The following is a 24362-nucleotide window of genomic DNA, read 5'->3' on the forward strand; positions in this document are numbered from 1 at the left end:
CGGGGAGAGGGGTCAGCGCATCGCGGCGACGAGGCTCGCCGGGCGCAGGTCGGTCCAGTTCTTTTCGACGTACTCGAGGCAGGCGGCCCGGGTGTCCTCGCCGTGGACCTTCGTCCAGCCGGCCGGGACGTCCACGGTGGACGGCCAGAGCGAGTGCTGGTTCTCGGCGTTGACCAGGACCAGGAAGGTGCCGTTCTCGTCTTCGAAGGGGTTGGTCATTTCTGCTTCTCCTCTGTGAGTGCGGCCCGGCCGAGTGCCGGGGTGGCGACGAGCAGGGCGAGCGCGACGAGCGCGACCGCGGCGTGGGCGAGCATGGTGAGCGGGACGCCGAGCGTCTCGACGAGCACGCCGATGAGCAGGTTCCCGACCGGGGTGGCGGCCAGGGTGAAGAGGGCGAGGATCGACATCACGCGGCCGCGCATCTCCTTCGTCGACCACCGCTGGGCGAGGCTCACGAGCACGAGCGCGGTGAGCCCGGCGACCAGGCCGAGGGTGAAGAAGGCGGCGACGCCGACGGCGAGGCTGCCAGTGGCCAGCAGGGCGAGGCAGCCGGCCTGCGCGGCGAGTCCCGCCGTCGCGAGCCGCCCGGCCTTCTCGCGCGGCGGCCACTTGACCGAGACGACGAAGGCGAGCGAGGCGCCGAGCGTCATGGCGGTGAGCAACCAGCCGGCGCCGGTTGTCCCGCCCAGCAGGACCAGGCCTAGGTTGATCGGGCCGGCACCGCTGAGTTCGAGGAGGCCGGTGACGACCATGGCGGTCCGCAGGGCGGGTCGCTTGGCGACATACCGGCAGCCTTCGGCGATCTCGCGGCCGAGCTGCCTGAGCTTGACGCGCTGCCGGGGTTCCGTGCTGGTCAGGGTTTTGGTGTTGCCGGCGGCGAGCGCGGAGACGGCGAAGCTGACGCCGTTGACGACGGCGACGGTGACGAGTCCCCCGAGCCCGGCCAGCCACGACCCGAGCGCACCCCCGGCGGCCTGCCCGCCCCGCAGGGCGGCGAGGTAGACGGCGTTGCCCCGCACGAGCTGTTCGGGCGGCAGGAGGTTCGGCCGGAGCGCGTCGGAGGCGGGAATGAAGAAGGCACTGGCGACGGCCATGACGACGATGAGGGCGGTGAGCAGGGAGAGGTCGGGCCCGACGAGCAGGACCCCGGCGGCCCCGGCGAGCATGGCGGCCGCCCGGACGAGGTCGGTGGTGACGAGAACCCGCCGCGGCCCGGCCCGGTCGGCGACGGCGCCACCGACGAGCAGAGTGAGGACCTTGGGGAGCGACCCGAGGGCGAGGACCAGGCCGGCGAGCGCGGGCCCGGCGGTGCCGACGAGGGTGACGGAGAGGGCGATGAGCCAGACGGCGTCCCCGAAGGAGGAGAGGCCCATGGCGAGGACGAGACCGAGGAAGGGAGCGGGAAGTGTTTTGGTGGACGGATTCGCCGGTGCAGTGGTACTCGGCTCGGCCGCTGTCGTCATGACAGCACCTCTTCCGCCACCCGCTCCGCCTGGCCCGGGAACCACACGTCCTCCGGGGTCAGCGCGTCCGCCCGGTATTGCCCCAGCGCGCTCAGCAGCAGCCGCAGCTCCAACGCCAGCGCCGCCACGAACCGGACCAATCCCTCGGCCGGGTCCGTGTCCACCGCCAGCAGCGCCGCCCGGCCCAGCCCCGCCGCGCGGGCACCCAGGGCCAGGACCTTCGCCACCCGCGTCCCCTCCCACATCCGGCCCGACGCCAGCAAGCAGCCGGCCGGGGTTCCGATGCGGGACAGGCACTCCGCCAGCGGCAGCCCCACCGAAGCGAACGACAACGGCGCCCAGCCCGAACCTCCTTCGGCACCGTCCACGGTGACCGCGGAAGCACCCGCCGCCCACGCGACCGAAGCCGCCGCACCGATGTCGCGCCCGGGCGGGAGCTTCACCCACACCCCGGCGCGCGGGAAGTTGTTGCGCATCAAGCGGATCTGCTGGCGGAGGATCTCGTCGGTGAACGTCCCCGGCGAACTGCTCCGCAGCACCTCGGACCCCAGCGACTGGTCCACCGCGTACAGCGAGGCCAGCGAGGCGGCCTCCGAAGCGGAGACCAAGGTCATCCCACCGAGTCCCGGCTTGGCGCCCTGGCCGACCTTCAGCTCGAACGCCAGCCGCCCGGACTCCAGCAGCGGCAGCGCCGACGGGTCCGAATACACCAGGTTCCAGACCTCGGCGTCCGCGTCCTCCGTGCTCTGCTGGACGACCACACCGCCGAGTCCGTCGGGCACCGCGTCCGCGTACGCCCGCAGCCGCTCCAGGAGCGTCCCGGCCGACGCGCCGTCCACGCGGCCGTGGCCGTGCATCGGGACGACGTTCTCGCCGATCACCATCGGGATGCCCAGGCGCGCGGCCTGCGCCGACGCCGACGCGCCGAGCCCGCGGCCCGCCACCTGCGTCGACCCGAACGCCGACAGGTACAGCGGCAACGCGGACGCGAACCCGCCGATCGACGTCGACAGCGAGACGTCGCCGTACAACGGTTCCCGGCCCAGCTCGATCAGCTTCTCCAGGCGCCGCGGCACGAACACCGGCGGCACCAGCCGCGCCGACTCCAGAACGTCCGCGGAAGGGGCCGAACCGGCACCGAACAGGGAAGTCCCGTAGGAAGAAGCAGCGGGGAACACCGCCGAAGCGCCGTGCAGGGCGCGCGCCCGGACGAGCTCGGCGGGGAAATCCGCGGCGTGCAAGGCGGTCACGGCGAAACCACCCCCGGCAGCTTCGGGAACGCCGTCGCCCGCCACACCGCGTCCAGCCCGGCCACGTACCGGGTGAACCGCTGCACGCCCAGCCCGAACCCGGCGCTGGCCGGGATCCCCGAGCGGACCAGGTCCAGGTACCACGCGTACTTCGCCGGGTTCTCCCCCGTCTCGCGCATCCGCGTGACGATCCGGCCGTAGTCGTGCTCGCGCTCGCTGCCGCTGCACAGCTCGCCGTACCCCTCGGGCGCGATCAGGTCGAAGTTGCGCAGGACACCGGGTGTGGAAGCGCTTTCGCGGTCGTAGAACCCCCGCGAGCCCTTCGGGTAGTCGACCAGGAAGAACGGCCGCGCGTGCTTCTCCGACAGGATCGCCTCGCCGGCCCAGTCGATCTCGGCGTCCGCGCTCTGCGGGTGGCCGAGCTCGCGCAGCGTCTCGACGGCGGTCGCGTGCGACAGCCTGCCGAACGCGCCGCCGAGCAGGTCGGTGAACGCGCCCGAGTCGCGCCCGAGTGCCTCCAGCACGTCGCCCGCGTCCTCGACGACCCGGCGGACCACGTGCGCGACCAGGTCCTGCAGCAGGTCGAGCACGTCGTCGCGGGACGCGCCGGCGACCTCGACGTCGAGCTGGTGGAACTCGGCCAGGTGCCGGCTGGTGTTCGCCGTCTCCAAGGGTTCCAGCCGCACGTTCGGCGCCACGTAGAAGATCTTCGAGAAGCCGAGCAGCGACGCCTGCTTGTACAGGATCGCGCTGGTCATCAGCTTGTACCGGTGACCGTAGAAGTCGACGTCGACCTGCTTCGCGCCGCGGCCGCCCGGGTCGGTGACCGGGCCGATCACCGGCGGCAGCAGCTCGGTGAAGCCGCGGGCGGCGAGGAACGCGCGCGCTTCGGCGAGCATCCGGTGCTGCAGGCCCAGCACGTGCCGCGTGGTCTCCGAGGTCAGGTGCGTGCGCGGGTCCGGCGGATCGGGGTAGGACATGGCGTTCTCACTCCCAGCTGGTCGATGTGGATCAGGACAGGACCGGGTCGAGCCTTCGGCGGTGGTAGGACAGGTCGGCGAGCAGCCGGGTCGCGGTGACCCGGTCGTGGCCGCGGCGGCCGCCGAGCGCGGCGGGCAGCGGCATCCGCCCGGTGTGCCACCACTGCAGGCGGCCGTCGTCGTCGAGCACGCACCGGGTTTCGCCGCCGTTGTCGGGGTGCAGGCAGTACGGGACGTCGAGCAGGCCGCGCTCGAACGCCGCCGGCAGCGCCTCGGCGAGCGTGGGCGCGAGCGAGCGCACCTCGTCGACGAGCAGCCGCGCCTGCAGGTACACCTCGGTGTCCCCCGGCGGCGGCGAACCCGGCGGCGGCTGGTCCAGCGCCGTCGCGTGCGCCAGCCGCAGCGCCTCGACGTTCTCCTCGACCGTCGGGATGCGATGCGCCTCCGCGGTGGTCTTGACGATCAGCCGCTCGGTACCGGTGCGCACGGCCAGCCGCACGCTTTCGGCGACCAGCTCCCGCGCCCCCGCCGCGGACTCCGGGAACAGGCCCATGTAGGTGTAGAGCACCACGTGGTGGTCCACAGAGGACAGTTCCTCCGCGCACAGCCGCCGCATCGCCCACAGCGCTTCGGCGTCCTGCTCCGGGCTGGTCTGCTGCGCGTAGCTGGCCGAGACGCTGCGCACGCCGTGCTCGGCGAAGAACAGGCACTCCAGCACCGACAGCGCGACCAGCAGCCCCGGCGGGCACAGCTGGCCGAGCATGCAGCCGCCGAAGCTCTCGAGGTGGCAGTCGACGGCCTGCTCGGCCAGCAGCGCCGCCGACCTCGACCACGACTTCGTCGCCGTCCGCAGCGGGACGCTGCTGTAGGGCAGGCAGTAGGACACCGGTCCGCCTTCGGACGCGTCGAGCCCGGCTTCGAGCATCGCCGCGAAGATGTCTTCGGGCTGCGCCGACCCGTGCCGCACCTGGACCGGGAAGCCGGGCAGCCCGGCCACCAGCTCGGCGGTGGCGGCGGCCCCGAGTGCCACCAGCGGGTAGCCGTTGAGCGGGACACCGGAGGCGATCGACATGGCGGCGAGGTCGTGCTGCCCGGTGCGGGTGTAGCTGTCCAGGGTCACGGTGCCCACGGCCGGCACGCCGGCCCCGGCCACCGCGCGCAGCCCGCGGCGCATCACGGCGGGGTCGGAGAACCCCATCCGCGGCTGCACGACCAGCGTCCGGCGGCGCCGGTGCTCGGCCACGAAGCTGCTGAACACCGACCGGGCAGCAGTCACCGCAAGGTCCGGACGTTCGCGGCGACGAACTCGCGGAAGGACTCGATCGCCTGGCCGGAGTCGCCGGCGCCGACGTGGAAGACCGCGTCGTAGCCCAGGGCCAGCAGCTCGGTCTCCAGCTCGGCGTCGGCGTCGCCGCGCACGCCCAGCTTGCCGCCGATCACGGCGGGCAGCCCGGCGAGCGCGGGGTCGGCGCGCAGCGCGGAGATCACCCGGGCGCCGTCGACGTGGCCGTGGCCGTTGATGGTGCTGATCACCAGGCAGTCGGGGCGCTCGGCGCGGCAGGCGGCGAGCAGCCGCTCCACCGGGACGCAGGCGCCGAGGTTGACCACCTCGTGCCCCATCTCCTCCATGATCAGCTGGAGGGCGACGAGGTTCCACATGTGCGAGTCGGACTGGACGCTGGACAGGACGAACTTGAGCGGGGACCCGGCGGCCACACCGGGCCCGTCGGGGGTCTGCTCGATCTGGAACGTGGTCATCGTGCGTCGCTCCCTGTGCGTTCGGGGAACGTCCGCGGGGCGAGCCGCGAACTTCTCACGACGAATCGTCATCGGCGGGCGGCGCCCGCACATGGGTGCGGCGGCCCCGCATTCCGGCGCCGCACCCGGCCCGTGGCCCGCCTCGCGCGCGGGCGACGCGGCCGCGCGCGCGATCGCGGAACCAGGTGGGTCCGGGGTGCCCCGCATGGGGGATCGGGCGGCGCGGGCCGTCGTCAACCCCTGCCGAGCCCGCCCGCCGAACAGCGCAACCGCCACGTCCGAACGGCGCAACCACCCCGTCGGCGACCAGGCGTTTTCCCGGCGGTGCCCCCATGAACCCCTACGAAGCCCCCATGCCGCGCGGGAATGCGGGCGCAGCACCCCCATGTAACCCACGTCACCCGCTGGCATGCTCGATCCCGTGATTCCCCCGCAGCCGAACCCGGCGACCACGACGCTCCCGCCCACCTGGTGGGCCGCGGCGCTGACCACGCAGGAGCGCCGCCCCGGCGGCGCCCGCCCCGCGTGGGTCGACTTCGCGGAAGCCGCACTTTCACGTGAAAGTGCGGCCGTGGAGCTTTCCCGGGAAAGTTCCGCGCACTGGCGCACCGCCTTCGCCGCGGTGTTCCGCCCCTTCACCGACGCGGCCCGCGCCGCGATCGCCGGCGCCGCAGCGGCTTCGCCCGCCGTCGACGCCACCGCGGTCGCCGACGGCTGCGCGACGCGGCTGGGGCACCAGCTCGCCGGGCTCACCGCCCGCAGCCTCGTGCTGGAGCTGGGCCGGGCCCGCCGCGCGGGGATCCTGGCCGGGGACACCGGGGAAGAGCGGTTCGCCGACTTCGTGCGGCGGACCGGCACCCCGGCCGGGCTCACCGACCTGCTGCACCGCTACCCCGTGCTCGCCCGGCTCGCCGCGCAGGCGTCGCTGTACGCGATCGCGGCCGTCACCGAGCTGCTCGACCGCTTCGACGCCGACCGCGCCGCGCTCACCGCGTTCACCGGTCCGGAGCCCGGCGCGCTCGTGGAGATCAGCGGCGGCACCGGCGACGCGCACCAGCGCGGCCGCTCGGTCCGGGAGCTGCGGTTCGCCGGCGGCGCGCGGGTGATCTACAAGCCGCGCCCGCTCGACCTGCACGCGGCGTTCACCGGCCTGGTCGAGTGGCTCAACCCGCGCGTGCCCGGCCTCGAGCTCAGCACGGTGGACGTGCTGGTGCGCCCCGGCTACGGCTGGCTGCGGTTCGTCGAGCACCGGCCGTGCGCCGACCTCACCGAGGTCGACCGGTTCTACCGCCGCCAGGGTGTGCTGCTCGCCCTGCTGCACGCCCTCGACGGCACCGACGTGCACTTCGAGAACATCATCGCCGCCGGCGACCAGCCCGTCCTGATCGACATCGAGACGCTGTTCCAGCCGGTGCTGCCCGCCGATGAAGACGCTGCGAGCGCCCCAGACCCGGCTTCCGAGCTGCTCGCCCGGTCGGTGCACCGGACCATGCTGCTGCCGCAGATGATCGTCGGCGAGCACGGCGCGGTCGACATCTCGGGCCTGGGCGGCGGCCGCGCGGCGGCCCCGGCGCTCACCCGCGTCGACTGGCTCGACGCCGGCACCGACCGGATGCGGCTGACCCGCGTGCCCGGCGGCGTCGGCACCGGCGTCAACCGGCCCACCCTCGGCGGCGTCGACGTCGAGCCGGCCGAGCACGGCGCCGCGCTGCTGGCCGGGTTCCGCGCCGGGTACGACGCCATCGCCGCCGGCGCGGCGGAGTTCGGGCCGCTGCTCGACCGCTGCGCCGAAGCCGGCATCCGCGTCCTGGTCCGGCCGACCAGCTTCTACACGCGGCTGCTCGACGAGACCACGCACCCGTCGCTGCTGGCCGACGCCGCCGCGCGCGACGAGGCCTTCGGGCTGCTGCACGACGACAGCACCGACGACGTCCGCCGCGGCCTGATCGCCGCCGAGCTGACCGACCTGTGGGCGGGCGACGTCCCGATGTTCACCGGCCGGGCCGGCACGACGGACCTCTGGGACGCCGCGGGCAACCGGCTGCCCGGCCTGCTGGCCGAACCGCCGCTGGTGTCGGTGCGCGCGAAGGTCGCCGGGATGACGACGATCGACCGCCGCGACCAGGAGTGGCTGATCTCCGCCGCGCTGGCCACCGGGCCCGCCGCCGAGACCCACACCGGCACCGGCGTCACCGACGCCGTCCTGCCGAGCAAGAGCCCCGAACCGGCGCACCTGCTCTCGGCCGCCTGCGGCATCGCCGACGCGATCGTCGCCCGCGCGGCCTCGGGCGGCGGGCGCGTCAACTGGGTCGGGCTGGAGCTCGTCGACGAGAAGTACTGGACCGTGCTGCCGATGGGCGCCGGGCTCGGCGAGGGCTACACCGGGGTCGCGCTGTTCCTGGCCCAGCTGGCCGAGCTGACCGGCATCGACCGCTACCGCGAACTGGCCGGGAAGGCGCTTTCCGGGCTGCCCGGCCTGGTCTCGGCGCTGGAGGCCGACCCGGACCTCGCCGCCGCGGCCGGTCCCGGCGGACTGCTCGGGCTCGGCGGTGTCGCCTACGCGGCGGCCCGGCTTTCGCGGCTGCTCGACCGGCCCGACCTGCTGGACCTGACCGCCCGCACGGTCGCCGTGATGCCCGCGCCGACGCCCGAGACGTCCCCGCGGTACACCACCGGCCTGGCCGGCGGCCTCGTCGCCCTGCGCTCGGTCGCCACCCAGACCGGGCTCGCCGGCGCCACGCTGCTGGCCGACGCCTACGCGGCCGAGCTCGCCGTCCGCTCGATCGACCCCGACCTCGCCGACCCCGGGTTCGCGCACGGCGCGGCCGGCGTCGACTGGGCGCTGGCGGGGTACCCGCGCGAAACCGCGACCCTGCCGCCCGCGAAGACCGCCACCGGGCACGGCTGGTGCTCCGGCCTGGCCGGCCAGGTCCTCGCCTACGCAGGCGAACCCGGGCTGCTCGGCCTCGACGAGCAGGTCGCGGCGCTCGCCGGCCAGGACCCGCTGCGCGACCTGAGCCTCTGCCACGGCGAAACCGGCATCACCGACGTCCTCGGCTTCCTCGCCGAAGCCGGGCACCAAGGTGCCGCCGCCGCGGTGGCCACGCGCACCGGGCAGCTGCTCACCGCCGTCGAGCAGGACGGCGCGCGCTGCGGCACGCCCGACGGCGTCGCCTCCCCCGGCCTGCTCACCGGCCTGGCCGGCATCGGCTACGGCCTGCTGCGGCTCGGCTTCGGCCGCCGCGTCCCGTCCGCCCTGCTCCTGCAACCCCCGACCCGCTGATCCCTTCCCCACCCGAGGAGAGAACGAAACGATGCGCGAAACCACCGCCGAGACCGTCGAAGCCACCATCGGTGCCCTGGTGCTCCCCCGCGCGAACCGCGCCGGTGCCCGCAACCAGGCACTGGCCGGCACCCGGCCCCGCGTCTCCGGGATGACCCTCGAGACGCTCGGTGGCCCCACCGTCGTCACCAACGGCACCTTCGCCCTCTGAAGTCCCCTCCCCCGCCCCGATCGCGACCGAAAGCGGAGAACACACCATGAGCGAGCACGACTTCACCGGCACGGACAACCCCATCGGCGACCCCACCCTCCCGGTGCCGACCCGGACCGGCGCGCGCAACCGCGCCCTGTCCGGCCGGACCGCACGGCTGAGCCACCACGGCGCCGACACCCTCGACATCACGCCCGTCTTCACCGTCAGTATCGGTTTCGCCGAATAACCGTCCGACCCAGCACTACCGAGAGTGGAGCCACCCGCATGACCGAGCACGACCTCGACAACCCGATCGGCGACTTGACCCTCCCGACGTCGGCCCGCACGGGCGCCCGCAACCACGCTCTGTCCGGCCGGGCGGCGCGGGTCGGCCAGAACTCCCTGACCACGATGGACATCACGGTCGTCACGGGCGGTTTCACCGAATAGCGAGACACCCGGGGCGTCGGTAATTCGACCTACGTCCGGATGTGGCCAGTCCGGTTATAGTGACCGCGATGGGCATCCGGTCGACGCGTCTCATCGGACGCGACAGGGAGCTCGGCGCGCTGTCCCAGGCTCTGGAGAAGGCCCGCACCGACCACGGTGGGGCCTTCTTCCTTGTCGGCGAAGGCGGGATCGGGAAGTCCCGGCTCGCCGCCGACGTCGCCTCGCGGGCGTTGGCGACCGGGCTCCCGGTGCTACGCGGGCGGGCCAGCTCGATCGGCCCGATGGTGCCGTTCCGGCCGCTGGCCGAGGCCCTGCTGTCGCACTTCCGCGGCGGCCTGCCGCCCGCCGCACCCGAACTCGACCCGCTCGTGCCGGTGCTCGCCCGGCTCGTGCCCGACTGGTACCGCGGTGACCGCCCGCACGACAACGGCAACCTCCTGGTGCTGGCCGAAGCGGTGTTCCGGCTGCTGTCGGTCGCCGGCCGCGACGGCGGCTGCCTGATCGTGCTGGAGGACCTGCACAACGCCGACGCGGAGACCCTGTTCATCGTCGAGTACCTCGTCGACAACCTCGCGTCCAGCCGCGTGATGCTGATCGGCACCCTGCGCGGCGAACCGGGCGAGGCGCTGCGGCTGGCCTCGGCCGCGGCGCAGCGCTCGTCCAGCCACACCTTCGAACTGACCCGGCTCGACGCCGAACGCACCCGGGAGTTCGCGGCCGCGTGCCTGGAGACCGAGCCGGCCGCCGTGCCCGCGGCCGTCGCGAACCTGTTGTGGCAGAACAGCGAGGGCGTGCCGTTCGTCGTCGAGGAGCTGCTGCACGGCATGCTCGGCGACGGCCTGCTCGTCGGCGGGCCAGGCGGCTGGCAGGTCGTCGGCGAGTTGCAGGCGCGCGTGCCCGAGGCGCTGATCAGCAGCATCGCCGCCCGCGTCGACGCGCTCGGCCAGGACGGCGAGACGCTGCTGTCGGTGGCCGCCGTGCTGGGCCGGCGGTTCCCGCTGTCGGTCGTGCAAGCGGTGACCGACATGGACGACCGCATGCTGCACAACCACATCAGCGCGAGCGTCGCCGCGCACCTGGTCACCACCGACGAGACCACGCCCGGCTGGTACGCCTTCCGGCACCCGCTGACCGCCGAGGCGCTGCTGGCCCGGCTCGTGCCGTCGACGAAGGCGAACCTGGCGCGCCGGGCCGCCGACGCCGTCGAACAGCTGCACCCCGGCCTGCCCGGCGAGCTGTGCGCGCTGGCCGCGGCGCTGCGGCTGACGGCGATGGACCACCCCGGCGCCGGCCGGCTGTTCGCCGAGGCCGGCCGCCGCGCGCTCGACGGCGGCGCGGCCGACTCCGCGGTGACGATGCTGACCCGCGCCGTCGAGCTGCTGGCCACGGCGAGCCCCGACGACCGGGCCGACGCGCTGGAGTCCCTGCTGCACGCGCTCGGGCAGACCGGGCAGTTCGACCGGGCCGTCGAGTTTTCCGCCCGGTTCGCCGAGATCGGCAGCCTGGAGCGGGCCGTCGACCTGCACGTCCAGCTGGCGTGGGCGGCCTACATCGGCGGCCGCCACGACGAGTGCCTCAACCAGATCGAGCAGGCCCGCGCCCCGCTCGGCGGCGAGATGACCGAGGAGCAGAACGCGGCTCTGGACGCTGTCGAAGCGACGCTGTGGCTCGACATCCCCGGCCCGGCCCACACCGAGCGGGCCCGGAAGCTGGCCGAGCAGGCGTGGGAGGTCGCCGAACGAGCCGGCGTCCCGTTCGTGTCGTGCCAGGCGCTGCAGGTGCTCGGCATGGTGGCGCTGGAGTCGGACCTGGCCGAGGCCGAGCGCTACCTGCAGCTGGCGCGGCGGCTGGCCGAGCGGCACCAGCTGACGCACCTGCGCACCCAGGTGCTGGTCCGTCTCGGCGGGCACCGGATGCTCGCCGAGGGCGACATCCGGACGTTCGACCTGGCCCGCGCGGAGGCCCAGCGCACCGGCGCGATCACGCTGACCTGCGCGGTCGACGCGAGCCTCGCGGTGCACGCGGTGATGCGCGGTGAGTTCGCGCAGGCTGAGCGCATCCTCGACGAGAACCTGGCGGTGCTGGGCCGGCTCCGGCTGGTCGCGCTGCTGCAGTACACACACATGACGCGCGCGATGGTGGCCGCCCACCAGGCGGACCGGCCGCGGATGGAGCGCGCGCTCGAGGACTTCCGCGCCGAAGGCGGGGCGACGGCGCAGGAGCTCGTGCTGAGCGTCGGGCTGGCCCAGGTGTTCTGTTCCCTGCTCGAAGAGGACGCCGAACGCGCCCGTCGCGAGCTGGCGCAGGTGCTGGCGCTGGAGGAGCGCCAGCCGAGCCGCTTCCACCTGGCGGGCCAGCACGGCCTGCGGCTGCTGATGGAGGCGCTCGACGACGTACCGCCACCGGACCGGCCCCCGGCGGCGGTGAGCGGCATGCGCTGGAACCGCCAGTTCGTGCTGCTGGGCGACGCGGTCCGCCACGGCCGTGCGGGTGACGCCGAGCAGGCCGACGCCGCGGTGGCCGCGGCGATCGAGGCGGCGGCCCCGTTCCCGGTGAGCAGGCACCTGGGGCTGCGCATGGTGGCCGAGTCCGCGGCGGCTGACGGCTGGGGCAACCCGGTGACGTGGCTCAAGGAGGCCGAGGAGTTCTTCCACCAGGCCGAGGTGAGCGCGGTGGCGAGCGCGTGCCGCGGGCTGCTGCGCAAGATCGGCGCCCCGGTCGGCCAGCGCCGCACGGGTTCGGACCGCCTCCCGGCGGAGCTGCGCTCGGCGGGCGTGACGGTCCGCGAGTACGAGGTGCTGCAGCTGCTGGCCGACAACATGGGCAACAAGGACATCGCCCGCCGGCTGCACATTTCCCCGCGCACGGTGGAAAAGCACGTGGCGAGCCTGATGGCGAAGTCCCACCTGGAGAACCGCAGCGCGTTGACCGAGTACGCGCGCAACACTCCACAGTAGACTGACGGGGTGCCCCGGGCGGTGCGCCGATCCGAGGGGAACAGGAGGTGGTGACCCGCCGTGGACCTCGACCTGCGGAAGCTGCGGTACTTCGTCGCCGTGGCCGAAGAGCTGCTGTTCTTCCAGACTGCAGAGCGACCGACCTCACGCGAACGTGAGAATCGCTTATTTTAGACGTTTGATTATTTAGTCGCAGTAGGAGTCACTTGGACAAGCGATTTAATCGTCCCAGTTACCGGGGGAACCAGAGTAGCGTGCGGGGGCTGGGATTTATCGATTAAATAAAAAACGACCCCGATCGCAACGATGATAACGAGGACACTCCCTGCCAGCAAGCCATACCGTCTTGAGCTATTCACTTCTCAGCCTTGTCCGAGTCGATATAGTAGGGGTGAGTCATTGTCACGGCTCACCCCTACTATATCACAGTTCAGGCTATCCGACTGGTTAGGTGCGACTGGCTTCAGATGTGAAGACGTCGAGGCCAAAGCGGTCCTCTGCGACTATTACGCCTCCTACCTGAGCCCCAGCGGAAAGGGATCCAGTCAGAATAGGGCCACCACTGTCGCCGGACTGCACGATCGAGCCGCCATCACCAGATGTTGCGCGGTCAATGCCGCAGACCAGGTCTGCCGCGTCGGTGTCTATGCAAATATCTACGGCATTGACCGTCGCACCGCGACACACGTACCCTGTGAATGACCCGTTTGTGCAAACGCTCTGACCGACCACAAACTTGATCGAATCGCTAGTCTGGGTTGTGGCGACGTATTCTTCGAGATTAACGACATCGGAGGTGTACTGCTGGTCGGAAAGCGGGACGGATGCCTTAATATTCGCGAAATCAGGATTGCCATTTCCGTCAATACTCAAGCTGACAGTGCCGAGAATGTCCGTATAGTAGGCGGTACTGGCAGCCTGGTCGTAGTATCCCTGATAAAATGTGGCGCCCGTCGGTCCACAATGCCCCGCAGTGACCACTTCGGTCAACGACTTCCGGTGCATCGCGGTAGTGCACTGATAAATTTTGTTACCGTTGGGGTCAAGCGTAAAAATGCGAACCGCGGAGTTGTACGCCGCGAAATCAAGAAGTCGGCTCGGAGATTTAGCCTGATCAAGCATTGCAATCGAGCTTTTACTCACTTTCTGAAGTTTTATCGGCTTCTCCGAGGTTGTCACTTTCCTCGCCGTTATCGGCCGACTACCAGAAATAACCCTGACAAGTCCCGATCCGTAACGATCGCGCAATGCCAGAACGTCTTTGTCGGACGGATTGGCGATCTCGATTACGACCTGATTGGTATCTTCGTCGATGTGCCAGGCAGTTACTCGACCGTCAGCGATATTCTTGTTCTTGACATCGGCCGCCACTTGCGACATGACAGATTTGAGAATGCTTCGGCTCGTGCTTTGCTTTGTGACCTCCACTCGAATCGAGGAGTCCGCGATCGAACTCGTCCTATTTACAGTGTTACCGTGAAAAAGCTGATTCAGGTTCCTGGTGGCGGCGTCAACGTCAACTGCGCCGAGAATGTAAGTATTTCTCACTACGTCGAAACGTAGACCTGAATACAAGGTCGAGTTTCCGTAAGCTGCGCTTACCAATGCCTGCAATTCGTTTGCGGGAATATCAACGAGATTCGAGCCTGCAACTGTCGTTGCCGAAGCCAACGAAGCCCCGGAGACTAAAGAACAAAAGGTCGCAAGGAGAAGTGAGGTAATCCTCTTGTTGCGCTTACGCATTACACCCCTCGTATTAATTTGACACGCGTCGCTGAGATATAACGACAGATAAGCGTATTTGCCAACCCAACTGTTGACATCTGCCATGCGGGTGATCTATTAACATAGTGCATCTATAGTGGGGGTAAAAATTGCTTTACGATCCGCTAATTGATCTAAAGTGCTACGTCGTTCGGCGCAGCGGTCATACACTCATGCCGCGTTGCCCGACGCTGTAGACACAGCATCGAGCGGCTCCTTCTACGTCCGGGCCTGAAATCAGCGCGGTTCGTGGCGGCGCACGGCAGGATGGCCGGGACGGGAGTACCTGCCCGTTCTGGTGATCGTTTTTGCCGGCGCGGGGAGACCAGATCGGGATCTGGAGTGACAAAGTGGATAACCGCAGGTCAGCGCTTGATCTAGAGCGCATCAGAAGATTCGTCGCCGTGGCCGAAGAGCTGCACTTCGGGCGGGCCGCCGACCGCCTGCACGTCGCCCAGCCCGCCCTGTCCCGCCAGATCCGCGCGCTCGAGGACGAACTGAAGACCGCCCTGTTCGTGCGGGACCGCCGAGGCACCGTGCTCACCCCGGCCGGCGAGCGGCTCCTCGAAGACGCGCGCGGCCTGCTTTCCGCCGCCGACGCGGTCCGGCGGCGGGTCGCCGCGGCCGCGAAGCCCGTGCTCACCGTCGGGTTCATGCCCGGCATCGTCGTCACCCCGGCGGTGCGGGTGCTGGCCGAGCGGCGGCCGGACCTCGCCGTCCGGCTGCTGCGCACCAGCTGGCACGACCAGGTCGAGGTCCTGCACGACGGCCGGGTCGACGTCGGCGTCGTCCGGCTGCCCTTCGACCGGCGCGGGCTGGCGGTGCGGCCGCTGTTCGAGGAACCGCGGGTCGTGACCGTGCCGGCCGGGCACCGCCTGGCGGGCAAGGAATCGGTCTCCGTCGCCGAACTCGCCGACGAGCACCTGCTGCAGGACCCCGACGCCGTCCCGGAGTGGCGGGACATCGCCGTCGGGCCGCGCGGGGAAGTCCCGCCGATCCACAGCGTCGAGGAAAAGCTGGAGCTGGTCGCCGCCGAGGCGGGGATCAGCATCATCCCGCGCTCGACCGCGGCGTTCTACACCCGGCCGGACGTGGTCGCCGTCCCGGTGGAGGACATCGCGCCGAACCGGGTGTGCCTGGCGTGGCTCGCTTCGCGACGGTCACCGCTGATCGAAGCGTTCGTCGACGCGGCGGCCGCCCTGGTGCCCGGCGAGGGCTGACCGGCCAGGCGCCCGCCCGGCACGATTTCCCCGCCGGTCACGGCTTCTCCTCCTGGCCGGTCGCGGCCAGCCGCTCTTGCACGCGGGCGTGGCGGAACTGGTAGACGCCGCCGGCCTGCCGGAGCACGCCGCGGCGGTGGGCGTCGTCGAGGAAGTGCATCAGGCGCCACGGCAAGCGGCCCGTCGCCGCGAGCCAGACGTGGTGGACGAAGTAGGTACCCCACGCCCGCGTCACCAGGACCGCCAAGCCGATCCCGCCGCCGAAGCACACGCCGGCCACGACCGGCAGCACCGGATCCGTCGCCGGCGGGAACACCTGGCCGCCGGCGATCGCGCCCGCCAGGCCGTAGCACACGGCGGCGGTACCGCGGGCCATGAACCACCCGAACAGCGCGCCCGCGAGCCCGCCGGCGACGGCCAGCGCCAGGTCGTAGCGGCCGCCCAGCACCGGCAGGAACCGCGTGTTCGCGGTGAACGCGAACGCCATCCCGTCGAACAACCCCAGCGACACCAGGAACGAGACCGACAACGCGATCGCCCCGGTGCGCTCGTTGCGCAGGATCGTCCGCGGACTGGACACGCGGCTGGCGTCGACCGGCTTCGCGAGCCACACGTGCACCGCGAACACCAGGCCGAACACCACGGCCAGGAAGACGACCAGCCCGGTCGCCAGCGACCAGCCCAGGCCGAGCAGCACGCCCACGACGGCCCCGATCGCGAACCGGCCGGCGAACTTCCGCGCGGCCCCGGCGAACCGCACTTCGGTGCGCAACGGCTCGGGCGCGCGCCCGAAGCGGTGGGTCAGGCAGGCCGCGCCGCCGAACGAGCCGCCGTAGATCGCGGCCAGCGCCGGGCCGTCGTCGACCCAGCCGGTGACGACGAAGAACAGCGCGACCAGCACGCCCGCCAGAGCGGACCGGGTCCGCGCCGGCACCGCCCGGTACAGCTGCCACCACGCCAGGTCGCGGCTGCGCGCCTGCTCGAGGTGCCGGGCCAGGAAACCCAGCCAGCGCGTCGCCTGCGCCGCGGTGTACCGCCCGGACGGGCTCGTCTTCGGGTTCCGCCCCGGCGGCTGCGGCACCTGCGCGTAGGCGTTGGGGACGAACGAATCGAGCAGCTGTCCTTCGAGCGCTTCGACGTCCGCAGCGCCGAGCAGCTCCGCCGGATCCGCGTCGGGACGGCCGTAGCCGATCCGCGCGAGGTCGACCATCAACGGCGTCCGCAGCACGCGGGCCAGCGGCGCCTCCGGGTCGCGGCGCAGCCGCTCGGCCACCGGACCCCAGCGGTCCCGGCCGTCCCGCGCCGACAGGTACGTGATCGCCTCCTGGCGGGCGACCGGTTCGAGCCGCACCACCGTGGCGGCGCCCAGCACCCGGCCGGCATCCCGGACGACCTGGTCGTACTCGGCGGAGCGGCACGTCAGCACGAGCGGGCGGCCCGTCCCCATGGTCTGGTCCAGTGCGTCGAGCGCCGCGACGCGCAGGTCGGCCGGCATCTCGTCGAGGCCGTCGAGCACCGGCAGGACGTGCCCGCCGAGGACCAGCCGGGTGGGGGCGTCGCGCCCGTATTCGCGGGCGTTGAGCAGGGCCGGGTGGTCCTCGGCGAGCCGGGTCGCCAGCCACCGGTCCAGGTGGTCGCGGCGGGGATCCCACGACGCCGGCGAAAGCAGGACCGGCACCGGGCCGCCCGGCACGCGGGCGCGCAGCAGCTCCAGGGTCAGCATCAGGGCGAGCACCGACTTCCCGGAACCCGGTTCGCCGAGGACGACCAGCTGCGGCACGGGCAACGCCGCGAAGGTCTCCGCGATGTCGTCGAGCTCGCCGCGCGGCCTTCCCCGCAGAGCCGACCAGCGCAGGACGATCGGCTGCGGCCGGTGCAGCGACCGCAGTTCGGCTTCCGCGCGCCACTGCCACGTGACGGCTTCGGCGAGCTCGGTGACCGCCCGGTCGAAGAAGTGGCGCTCCGGCGCGGGTTCCGGTTCGGGCTCGGGTTCACCCGGGGTGGCCTCGGCGAGGATCTGTTCGTGCAGCCGCCGCAGCTCGGGGTTCGGGTCGACGCCGAGCTCGTCGGCCAGCCGCCGCCGCAGGCCGTGGAACAGCGTCGACGCCTCGGCGTAGCGGCCTTCCTTCGCGAGGGCGCGCATCAAGAGCAGGTGCGACAGCTCGCGCATCGGGTGCTCGCCGCAGAACTCGGTCAGCTCGCGGACGACCTCGCCCGTTTCGCCGAGCCGCAGCCGCCATTCGGCGCAGAGCTCCACCGCGTCGGCGCGCTGCTCGTCGAGCACCGCGGCCCGGCCGGCCAGCGTCGCCGTCCGCAGCCCGTCGAGCGCCGGGCCACGCCACAACCCCAGCGCGGCCCGGATTTCTTCGACGGCGTCGACGAGTTTCGCCTGTCCGGCGAGTCCTCGCGCGGCCGCGACGTGCCGTCGGAAGCGGAGGGCGTCGAGATCGTCGACCCCGGCTTCCAGGCGGTACCCCGGGCCGTCGGTGACGATCGACGCGCCGGCCTCGCCGAGCCGGGCCCGCAGGGCGGAAACGCAGTTCCGCACCTGCTTCACGGCGGTGGCGGGCGGCTCGTCCTCCCAGAGCGCGTCGACCATGCGCTCCACCGGCACGACGGAGTTCGGGCTGAGCAGCAATACGGCGAGCGCGCGCTGCTGGCGCGGGCTCGCCAGGGTGACCCGATCCCCGGACGCCCGTGCTTCCAGCGTCCCGAGAATCCGGAACCTCATCGCATCCCCCTCTTCGCCAGACCAGCGCCGCGCGCCCCGGCTCCGAAACACGCAGGTCGCACCCCGGATGCCGGCGCGAGGACGAAACGAGGACGGCGTCGGGAACCCTAGGGGCACGGCGAAAGAGGGGGAATGCCGGGGCGACCCGGTGGCGGGCGCGTCGTTGGGGGTCGCGCCCTCCACCGGGCCAGCGCCCGAACACCTCGGCCGCGGCGGACGCCACGAGCGCGAGCGGGCCGTGGTCGCTCGCGGGCATGATCGCACCATGACTTCCTCCCGCCGCGACGGCGACACGTGGGACCTGGCGTCCAGTGTCGGCGCGACCGCGACCATGGCCGCGATGACCCGGGCGATCGCCACCCGTGCGGACGACGCGCTCGTCGACGACCCCTTCGCCGCACCGCTCGTCCGCGCGGTCGGCGTCGATCTGCTCACCCGGCTCGCGACGGGCGAGGAGCCACCCGGCGACCTGGTGGGGCGGGCAGCGGTCGACGGCGCCAAGGTGCGCACCCGGTTCTACGACGAGTTCTTCCTCGACGCGGCCGGCGCCGGCATCGCGCAGGCCGTGATCCTGGCTTCGGGGCTGGATTCCCGCGCGTACCGGCTGGACTGGCCGGCCGGAACGGTGGTGTACGAGCTGGACCGGCCCGAGGTCGTCGAGTTCAAGACGCGCGCGCTGGCCCGCCTGGGCGCGGAACCGACCGCCCGGCGGCGCGTGGTGGCGGCCGACCTGCGCGACGACTGGCCCGCCGCCCTGCGCGCGGCCGGGTTCGATCCGGCGCTGCCGACCGCGTGGAGCGCCGAAGGCCTGCTCGGCTACCTGCCCCCCGAGGCGCAGGACCGCTTGCTGGACACCATCACCGAGCTGAGCGCGCCGGGCAGCCGGGTGGCCACCGAAAGCCGGCCCAACCCGCGCCCGGGCGAAGAGGAACGGACGAAGCAGAGCCTGGACCGCGTCTCCGCGTTGTTCCGGTCGGCGAACTTCGACTCGGACCTGGCCGGACTGCGCTACTTCGGCGAGCGCAACGAGGCCGCCCCCTACCTGGCCGGGCTCGGCTGGGCGGTGGCGGGCCGCACGGTCCGGGAGCTGCTCGCGGTGCACGGCCTGCCGCCGCTCGAAGAGGACGATCTGCGGATGGCCGAAGTGCGTTACGTCCGCGGAGAACTGACGATGCGGCGGGCGGCCGGCCCCAGCTCGGCGTAGCGCGCGCGGGCCCGGTCGGACGCCCGGCGGAGCTGACGGCTCAGTGCGCGCCGAACGCCCGCAGGAACGTGTCGACGATGACGTCGGCCGCCTGGGCGTCGCTCAGCTCGGGCAGCTCCCGCGTGGACAGGTGCACCAGCTGGCCGAGCACGTTGCCCGGCCAGCGGGCGGGCAGCCCGGTGCGGAGGAAACCTTCGTCGGCGGCGCGCTGGAGGAACGCGTCCACCTCGTCGATCGCGCGCAGGCGGCGGGCCCAGATCTCCGGGTCCGAACGCATGCGGCTGACCTCCGTCGGCCACTTGCGGTTGACCCCGACGATCTCCTCGACGTACCGGTGCAGGGCCACCGGCACCGGCGCCTCGCGGAGGCGGGCCGCTTCGATCGCCGCCTCGATCGCGTCGAGCCGGGCTTGGTACACGGCCGTCAGCAGTTCTTCGCGGCCGGTGAAGCGCCGGTACACCGTCCGGCGGTCCACGCCGGCCTCCGCCGCGATCGCCGCGATGCTCGCGCCCGGGTCTTCGGCGAGCATGCGGGCGCCCGTCGTCAGCAGGAGTTCCAGGTTGCGCGCGGCGTCGGCTCTCACGTCCTCAACCTACCCTCCGGTGTCGCTTTCCCCGGCGTAACCGTCACCCGGCTGAGGCCGCTCACCGGTCTTCGAGCGGGAAGTCGGCCGCGCGGCTCGCCTCGGCCCACCGCTCGGTCTCGACGGCCCGCTCCTCGGCGGCCTTCCGGGCGGCCACGACGGCGTCGCCGCCGAGGATGAGCCGCCGGGGCGGGTCGTCCGAGCCGACCACGTCGACGACGACCCGCGCGCCGCGGGCCGGGTCGCCCGGCTGGTTTCCGTCGTGGGCCTCCCGGTAGCGGTGGATGGCGCCGACCGTCCCCTCGTAGTCGGCGCCCACGGCGTGCCGGGTCATCGACGAGCCCTGCCAGTCGGTCCGGAACGCCCCGGGCTCGACGATGATCACCTTGACCCCGAAGGGAGCCGTCTCGCTCGCGAGCACCTCCGAGAAGCCCTCCACCGCGAACTTCGCGGTCTGGTAGGCGCCCATGCCGGGGGTGCCGCCGACGCGGCCGCCGATGGAGGAGAACTGCACGAAGGTGCCGGAGCGCTGCGCCCGGAAGACGGGCAGCGCGGCCCGCGTGACGTTCACGACGCCGAAGAGGTTGGTCTCGATCTGCGCGCGGAAGTCGGCCTCGGCCATCTCCTCGATGGGCGCGCTGTTCGCGTAGCCGGCGTTGTTGACGACCACGTCGAGGCGGCCGAACGCGGCCGTGGCTTCCTCGACCGCGCCGGCGGCCGCACCGGCGTCGGTGACGTCGAGGGCGAACGGCCGGATCCGGTTGCCGTACCGGGCCACCAGGTCGGCCAGTTGCCCGGGCTGCCGCGCGGTGGCGAGGACGGAGTCACCCGCCGCCAAGACCGCCTCGGTGAGGCTGCGGCCGAAGCCCCGGGAAGCGCCGGTGATCAACCAGGTCTTGTTCATTGCCGTGCTCCTGTCACTAAGTGCGTCATCGATGTGTCAATTAGAGCACCTAGTGACACATCGTGCGACTTGATGTGACCGCCGCGACAGCGCGACCACCTCGCCCGGGAGAACAAGCGCGCCGCTGTGCACCGCCTCACACATGCGACTCTTGTTCGCAGTAAGTGCTACATTGATGTGGCATATCGAGTACCAGGAGGCACCCAGTGATCACCCGCAATCAGCTCTTCGTCGGCGGCGCGTGGACCACCCCGAGCAGCGCCGAGCTGCTGGACATCGTTTCCCCGCACGACAACGCGGTCATCGCCCGCGCCGCGCAGGCGCTGCCCGCCGACGTCGACCGCGCCGTCGAGGCGGCCCGGAAGGCCTTCGACGAAGGCCCCTGGCCGCGCACCACCCCCGCCGAGCGGATCGCCGTGCTCCGCCGGCTGGCCGCCCTCCGCGAGAAGCGCGCGGACGAGATCGCCGCGCTCATCTCCGCGGAGAACGGCTCGGCGCTGTGGTTCACCAAGGCCGGCCAGCCCGGACTCGCCCGGCAGGCCAACGCCTACCTCAAGGCGGCCGCGGAGTTCGACTGGGAGACGACCCTCGAACCGTCGGACCCGGCACTGCCGTTCCGGTCGGTCGTGCGCCGCGAGGCGATCGGCGTGGTCGCCGCGATCATCCCGTGGAACTCGCCGTTCTCCTCGGCCATGGCCAAGATCGTCCCGGCGCTGCTCGCCGGCAACAGCGTCGTCCTCAAGGTCTCGCCCGAGAACACGCCGAGCATGAGCCTGCTCGCCGATCTGCTGGCGGAAACCGGGCTGCCGGACGGCGTCATCAGCGTCCTGCCCGCGGACCGCGAGACGAGCGAATACCTCGTCAAGCACCCGGGCGTCGACAAGATCGCCTTCACCGGATCGACCCGCGCCGGGCGCCGCATCGCCTCGCTCGCCGGGGAGCAGCTCAAGCGGGTCAGCCTCGAACTGGGCGGCAAGTCCGCCGCGATCATCCTGCCCGACGCCGACATCGAGGCGGCGGTCCAGGGCCTCAAGTTCGGCTCCCTGCTCAACAACGCCGAATCCTGCATCGCCCAGACCCGCATCCTCGCGCCGCGCAGCCGCTACGAGGAGGTCGTCGCCGGGCTCAAGACGCTCATCGAGTCCCTCGGCGTCGGCGACCCGGCCGACGAGGCGACCTTCATCGGCCCGATGATCCGCCGCGACCAGCAGCAGCGCGTCCTCGACTACATCCGCCTCGGCGTCTCCGAAGGCGCGCGGCTCGTCACCGGCGGCCCGGAAGTCCCGGCGGGGCTGGAAAAGGGCAACTACGTGACGCCGACGCTCTTCGCCGACGTCGACAACGGCATGCGCATCGCGCAGGAGGAGATCTTCGGCCCGGTCCTGGTCGTCATCGCCTACGACGACGAGGACGACGCGGTCCGCATCGCCAACGACTCCGAGTACGGCCTCTCCGGCGGGGTGTGGTCGGCGGACCCGGCGCACGCGCTGGCCGTCGCGCGCCGCGTGCGGACCGGCACCGTCACCGTCAACGGCGCGCCGATCGGCTTCGACGGCCCGTTCGGCGGCTTCAAGGCCAGCGGTCTCGGCCGCGAATACGGCGCCGTCGGCCTCGGCACCTACACCGAGTACCAGACCATCACGATCCCGGAAGGCGGAGTCCGATGACCCTCGACGTCCCCGTCAGACCCGCGGTGCGCCCGGCGATGGCGGCGCTGATCCTCGCCGTCCTGCTGGCCGCGCTGGACCAGACCATCGTTTCCACGGCGCTGCCGAAGATCGCCGCCGACCTCGGCGGCTTCCGCGACATCGCCTGGATCACCGCCTCCTACCTGCTCGCCTCGACCGCCGCCACCCCGCTGTGGGGCAAGCTCGGCGACATGCTCGGGCGCAAGCGCCTGTACCTCGTCGCCACGACGGCGTTCCTGGTCGCGTCCGCCCTCTGCGGGCTGGCCCGGGACCTCCCCCAGCTGGTCGCCGCCCGCGGGGTCCAGGGCCTGGCCGGCGGCGGCATGATCGTCCTGACCTTCGCGCTCGTCGGCGACATCGTCGAACCCGCCGAGCGCGGGCGCCACCAAGGCCGGTTCGGCTCGGTGTACGGCGTCGCCAGCATCGCCGGCCCGCTGCTCGGCGGCCTGTTCACCGACCACCTGTCGTGGCGGTGGGCCTTCCTGGTCAACGTGCCCGTCGGGCTGGTCGCGGTCGTCCTCGCGGCGCGTGCCCTGCCGGCCGCGGTCCGCAGGCCCACGGCACGCGTCGACTACCCCGGTGCGCTGCTGCTGGCCGGCGCGGCCACCGCGCTGGTCCTGATCACCTCGTTCGGGCCGCGCTGGGGCTGGACGTCCCCGGGCACCCTGGGGCTCGCGGCCGCGGCGGTCGCGCTGGCCCTGCTGGTGATCCCGGTCGAACGCCGGGCCGCCGCGCCGGTCCTGCCGCTGTCGATGTTCGCCTCCCGCACGGTCGTCGTCGCCTCGCTCGTCGGGTTCATCGCCAACGTGGCGATGTTCAGCGTGCTGGTCTACCTGCCGACGTTCCTGCAGGTCGCCGACGGCGTGTCGGCCACGCTCTCCGGCGTGCACCTGCTGCCGCTGGTGATCGGGCTGGTCGTCAGCCAGTCGCTGGCCGGCCGGTGGGTCGCGAACCCCGCGCGGCTGCGGGTGGTCCTGGTGACCGGCATGGGGCTGAACGTCGCCGGGCTCCTGCTGCTGAGCACCCTGGCCCCGGGGACGGCCCAGCTCGCCCTGATCGCGTACTTCCTGGTCGCCGGCGTCGGCATCGGCATGGTCCCGATGGTGGCGCTGACGGCGGCGCAGAACGCGGTGTCCCCGGCCGACATCGGCGCGGCGAGCGCGGTGGTCACCTTCGCCCGCTCGATCGGCGCGGCGTTCGGGGTGGCGGTGTTCGGCAGCCTGCTCGGCGAGGACGTCGCGCACACGATCGGCGGGGCTTTCCTGGCGATCACCCCGGTGGTCGTGCTCGGCACCGTCCTCGCCGGCCTGCTGCGGCGTCAGCCCTCGACGGCCGCGAACATCCCCGGTTCGTAGGAACCACCCTTCTGGTGCACGATCACGGCGAGCCGGTTGGCGGCGTTGATCAGGGCGACCAGCGCGACCAGCGCGGCGACCTGCTCGTCGTCGTAGTGCTCGCGGACCCGGGCCCAGGTCGCGTCGGAGACGCCGTCGTGGTGGTCGGCGAGCCGGGTGCCCTCCTCGGCCAGCGCGAGCGCGGCCCGCTCGGCCTCGGTGAACACGGTCGACTCCCGCCAGGCGGCGACGAGGTGCAGCCGGACGGCGGTCTCCCCGGCGGCCGCGGCCTCTTTCGTGTGCATGTCGATGCACCATCCGCACCCGTTGATCTGGCTGGCCCGCAGGCTCACCAGCTCCTGGGTGGACTTCGGCAGCGGCGACCGGGCGACCACCTGCCCGAGGTTGGCGAACCGCTTGCCGAGCCGGGCGCCGGTGTCGGTGGCGAACAGGTCGATTCGGGGTTCCATGGCTTCGTCCTCACTCGTGTCGTGGCGGGTGAACGACCTCAAGACACCGGGTGCGCGGGCCCTGTGACAGCCCGCGGGTGTGAGCCCGGTCGCAGCCTCGGGGACACGAACGCCTGACCGAAAGGGCAAC

Annotated in this window: 20 protein-coding genes; 9 read left to right on the forward strand and 11 right to left on the reverse strand. The window is 72.1% G+C overall.

Annotated elements, in window-relative coordinates; translation table 11 throughout:
• Positions 1 to 12: 12 nt before the first annotated feature.
• The 6 genes from ACWEVP_RS01840 to ACWEVP_RS01865 form a co-directional block, all read right to left on the reverse strand.
• Positions 13 to 219 carry an MbtH family protein gene (locus ACWEVP_RS01840; RefSeq protein ID WP_436385461.1) on the reverse strand — a complete coding sequence of 69 codons (207 nt, stop codon included), beginning with the start codon at positions 217 to 219 and terminating at the stop codon, positions 13 to 15.
• A complete protein-coding gene (locus ACWEVP_RS01845) occupies positions 216 to 1373 on the reverse strand; it encodes an MFS transporter (protein WP_452060729.1) in 1158 nt (385 codons plus the stop codon). The genes ACWEVP_RS01840 and ACWEVP_RS01845 overlap by 4 nt, the downstream gene beginning before the upstream one ends.
• A gap of 86 nt (positions 1374 to 1459) precedes the next feature.
• Positions 1460 to 2713 carry a glutamate synthase-related protein gene (locus ACWEVP_RS01850; protein WP_452060730.1) on the reverse strand — a complete coding sequence of 418 codons (1254 nt, stop codon included), beginning with the start codon at positions 2711 to 2713 and terminating at the stop codon, positions 1460 to 1462.
• On the reverse strand, positions 2710 to 3693 hold the full coding sequence (locus ACWEVP_RS01855) for an asparagine synthetase A (protein WP_452060731.1): 984 nt from the start codon (positions 3691 to 3693) through the stop codon (positions 2710 to 2712). The genes ACWEVP_RS01850 and ACWEVP_RS01855 overlap by 4 nt, the downstream gene beginning before the upstream one ends.
• A 31-nt stretch (positions 3694 to 3724) precedes the next feature.
• Positions 3725 to 4969 carry a methylaspartate mutase gene (locus ACWEVP_RS01860; RefSeq protein WP_452060732.1) on the reverse strand — a complete coding sequence of 415 codons (1245 nt, stop codon included), beginning with the start codon at positions 4967 to 4969 and terminating at the stop codon, positions 3725 to 3727.
• A complete protein-coding gene (locus tag ACWEVP_RS01865; RefSeq protein WP_452060733.1) occupies positions 4966 to 5451 on the reverse strand; it encodes a cobalamin B12-binding domain-containing protein in 486 nt (161 codons plus the stop codon). Before ACWEVP_RS01865 ends, ACWEVP_RS01860 begins: the two co-directional genes overlap by 4 nt.
• Positions 5452 to 5860: 409 nt before the next feature.
• Here ACWEVP_RS01865 and ACWEVP_RS01870 point away from each other — a divergent pair, with 409 nt between their 5' ends.
• From ACWEVP_RS01870 to ACWEVP_RS01890, 5 genes are all read left to right on the forward strand, one after another.
• Positions 5861 to 8734: a type 2 lanthipeptide synthetase LanM family protein gene (locus ACWEVP_RS01870; RefSeq protein ID WP_452060734.1), complete on the forward strand. Its 2874-nt coding sequence runs from the start codon at positions 5861 to 5863 to the stop codon at positions 8732 to 8734.
• 31 nt (positions 8735 to 8765) lie between these two features.
• Positions 8766 to 8945, forward strand: a complete 180-nt coding sequence (locus ACWEVP_RS01875; RefSeq protein WP_364455536.1) for a hypothetical protein — start codon at positions 8766 to 8768, stop codon at positions 8943 to 8945.
• A 46-nt stretch (positions 8946 to 8991) separates the two neighbouring features.
• Positions 8992 to 9174 (forward strand): hypothetical protein, encoded by a 183-nt coding sequence (locus ACWEVP_RS01880; RefSeq protein ID WP_452060735.1) that lies wholly within the window; start codon positions 8992 to 8994, stop codon positions 9172 to 9174.
• 38 nt (positions 9175 to 9212) lie between these two features.
• Positions 9213 to 9377, forward strand: a complete 165-nt coding sequence (locus ACWEVP_RS01885) for a hypothetical protein (RefSeq protein ID WP_372666078.1) — start codon at positions 9213 to 9215, stop codon at positions 9375 to 9377.
• A gap of 68 nt (positions 9378 to 9445) precedes the next feature.
• Complete coding sequence (locus tag ACWEVP_RS01890) at positions 9446 to 12334, forward strand: helix-turn-helix transcriptional regulator (protein WP_452060736.1); 2889 nt, start codon at positions 9446 to 9448, stop codon at positions 12332 to 12334.
• A gap of 447 nt (positions 12335 to 12781) precedes the next feature.
• Here ACWEVP_RS01890 and ACWEVP_RS01895 read toward each other — a convergent pair whose 3' ends face one another.
• On the reverse strand, positions 12782 to 14164 hold the full coding sequence (locus ACWEVP_RS01895; RefSeq protein WP_452060737.1) for a hypothetical protein: 1383 nt from the start codon (positions 14162 to 14164) through the stop codon (positions 12782 to 12784).
• A 284-nt stretch (positions 14165 to 14448) separates the two neighbouring features.
• Here ACWEVP_RS01895 and ACWEVP_RS01900 point away from each other — a divergent pair, with 284 nt between their 5' ends.
• Positions 14449 to 15318, forward strand: a complete 870-nt coding sequence (locus tag ACWEVP_RS01900; RefSeq protein ID WP_452060738.1) for a LysR family transcriptional regulator — start codon at positions 14449 to 14451, stop codon at positions 15316 to 15318.
• Between the two features lie 37 nt (positions 15319 to 15355).
• Here the strand turns inward: ACWEVP_RS01900 and ACWEVP_RS01905 are convergent, their stop codons facing one another.
• Positions 15356 to 18049: a BTAD domain-containing putative transcriptional regulator gene (locus ACWEVP_RS01905; protein WP_452060739.1), complete on the reverse strand. Its 2694-nt coding sequence runs from the start codon at positions 18047 to 18049 to the stop codon at positions 15356 to 15358.
• A gap of 265 nt (positions 18050 to 18314) precedes the next feature.
• On the opposite strand from ACWEVP_RS01905, the gene ACWEVP_RS01910 reads away from it, so the two are divergent.
• Positions 18315 to 19253, forward strand: a complete 939-nt coding sequence (locus ACWEVP_RS01910) for an SAM-dependent methyltransferase (protein WP_452060740.1) — start codon at positions 18315 to 18317, stop codon at positions 19251 to 19253.
• Positions 19254 to 19293: 40 nt separating this feature from the next.
• Here ACWEVP_RS01910 and ACWEVP_RS01915 read toward each other — a convergent pair whose 3' ends face one another.
• Complete coding sequence (locus ACWEVP_RS01915) at positions 19294 to 19836, reverse strand: TetR family transcriptional regulator (protein ID WP_452060741.1); 543 nt, start codon at positions 19834 to 19836, stop codon at positions 19294 to 19296.
• A 61-nt stretch (positions 19837 to 19897) separates the two neighbouring features.
• The gene (locus ACWEVP_RS01920; RefSeq protein WP_452060742.1) at positions 19898 to 20740 is read right to left on the reverse strand and encodes an oxidoreductase; all 843 of its coding nucleotides are present in this window, start codon (positions 20738 to 20740) and stop codon (positions 19898 to 19900) included.
• A 206-nt stretch (positions 20741 to 20946) separates the two neighbouring features.
• Between ACWEVP_RS01920 and ACWEVP_RS01925 the strand changes: the two genes are divergently transcribed.
• Entirely contained in the window at positions 20947 to 22407 is a 1461-nt protein-coding gene (locus ACWEVP_RS01925; RefSeq protein WP_452060743.1) for an aldehyde dehydrogenase, read from the forward strand.
• Positions 22404 to 23783 carry an MDR family MFS transporter gene (locus tag ACWEVP_RS01930; protein ID WP_452060744.1) on the forward strand — a complete coding sequence of 460 codons (1380 nt, stop codon included), beginning with the start codon at positions 22404 to 22406 and terminating at the stop codon, positions 23781 to 23783. Before ACWEVP_RS01925 ends, ACWEVP_RS01930 begins: the two co-directional genes overlap by 4 nt.
• Here the strand turns inward: ACWEVP_RS01930 and ACWEVP_RS01935 are convergent.
• Positions 23747 to 24232, reverse strand: coding sequence for a carboxymuconolactone decarboxylase family protein (locus tag ACWEVP_RS01935; RefSeq protein WP_452060745.1), 486 nt, complete (start codon positions 24230 to 24232; stop codon positions 23747 to 23749). The two genes, ACWEVP_RS01930 and ACWEVP_RS01935, sit on opposite strands and share 37 nt — an antisense overlap.
• Positions 24233 to 24362: the final 130 nt, after the last annotated feature.

This window comes from Amycolatopsis sp. NPDC003865, from assembly GCF_053605345.1.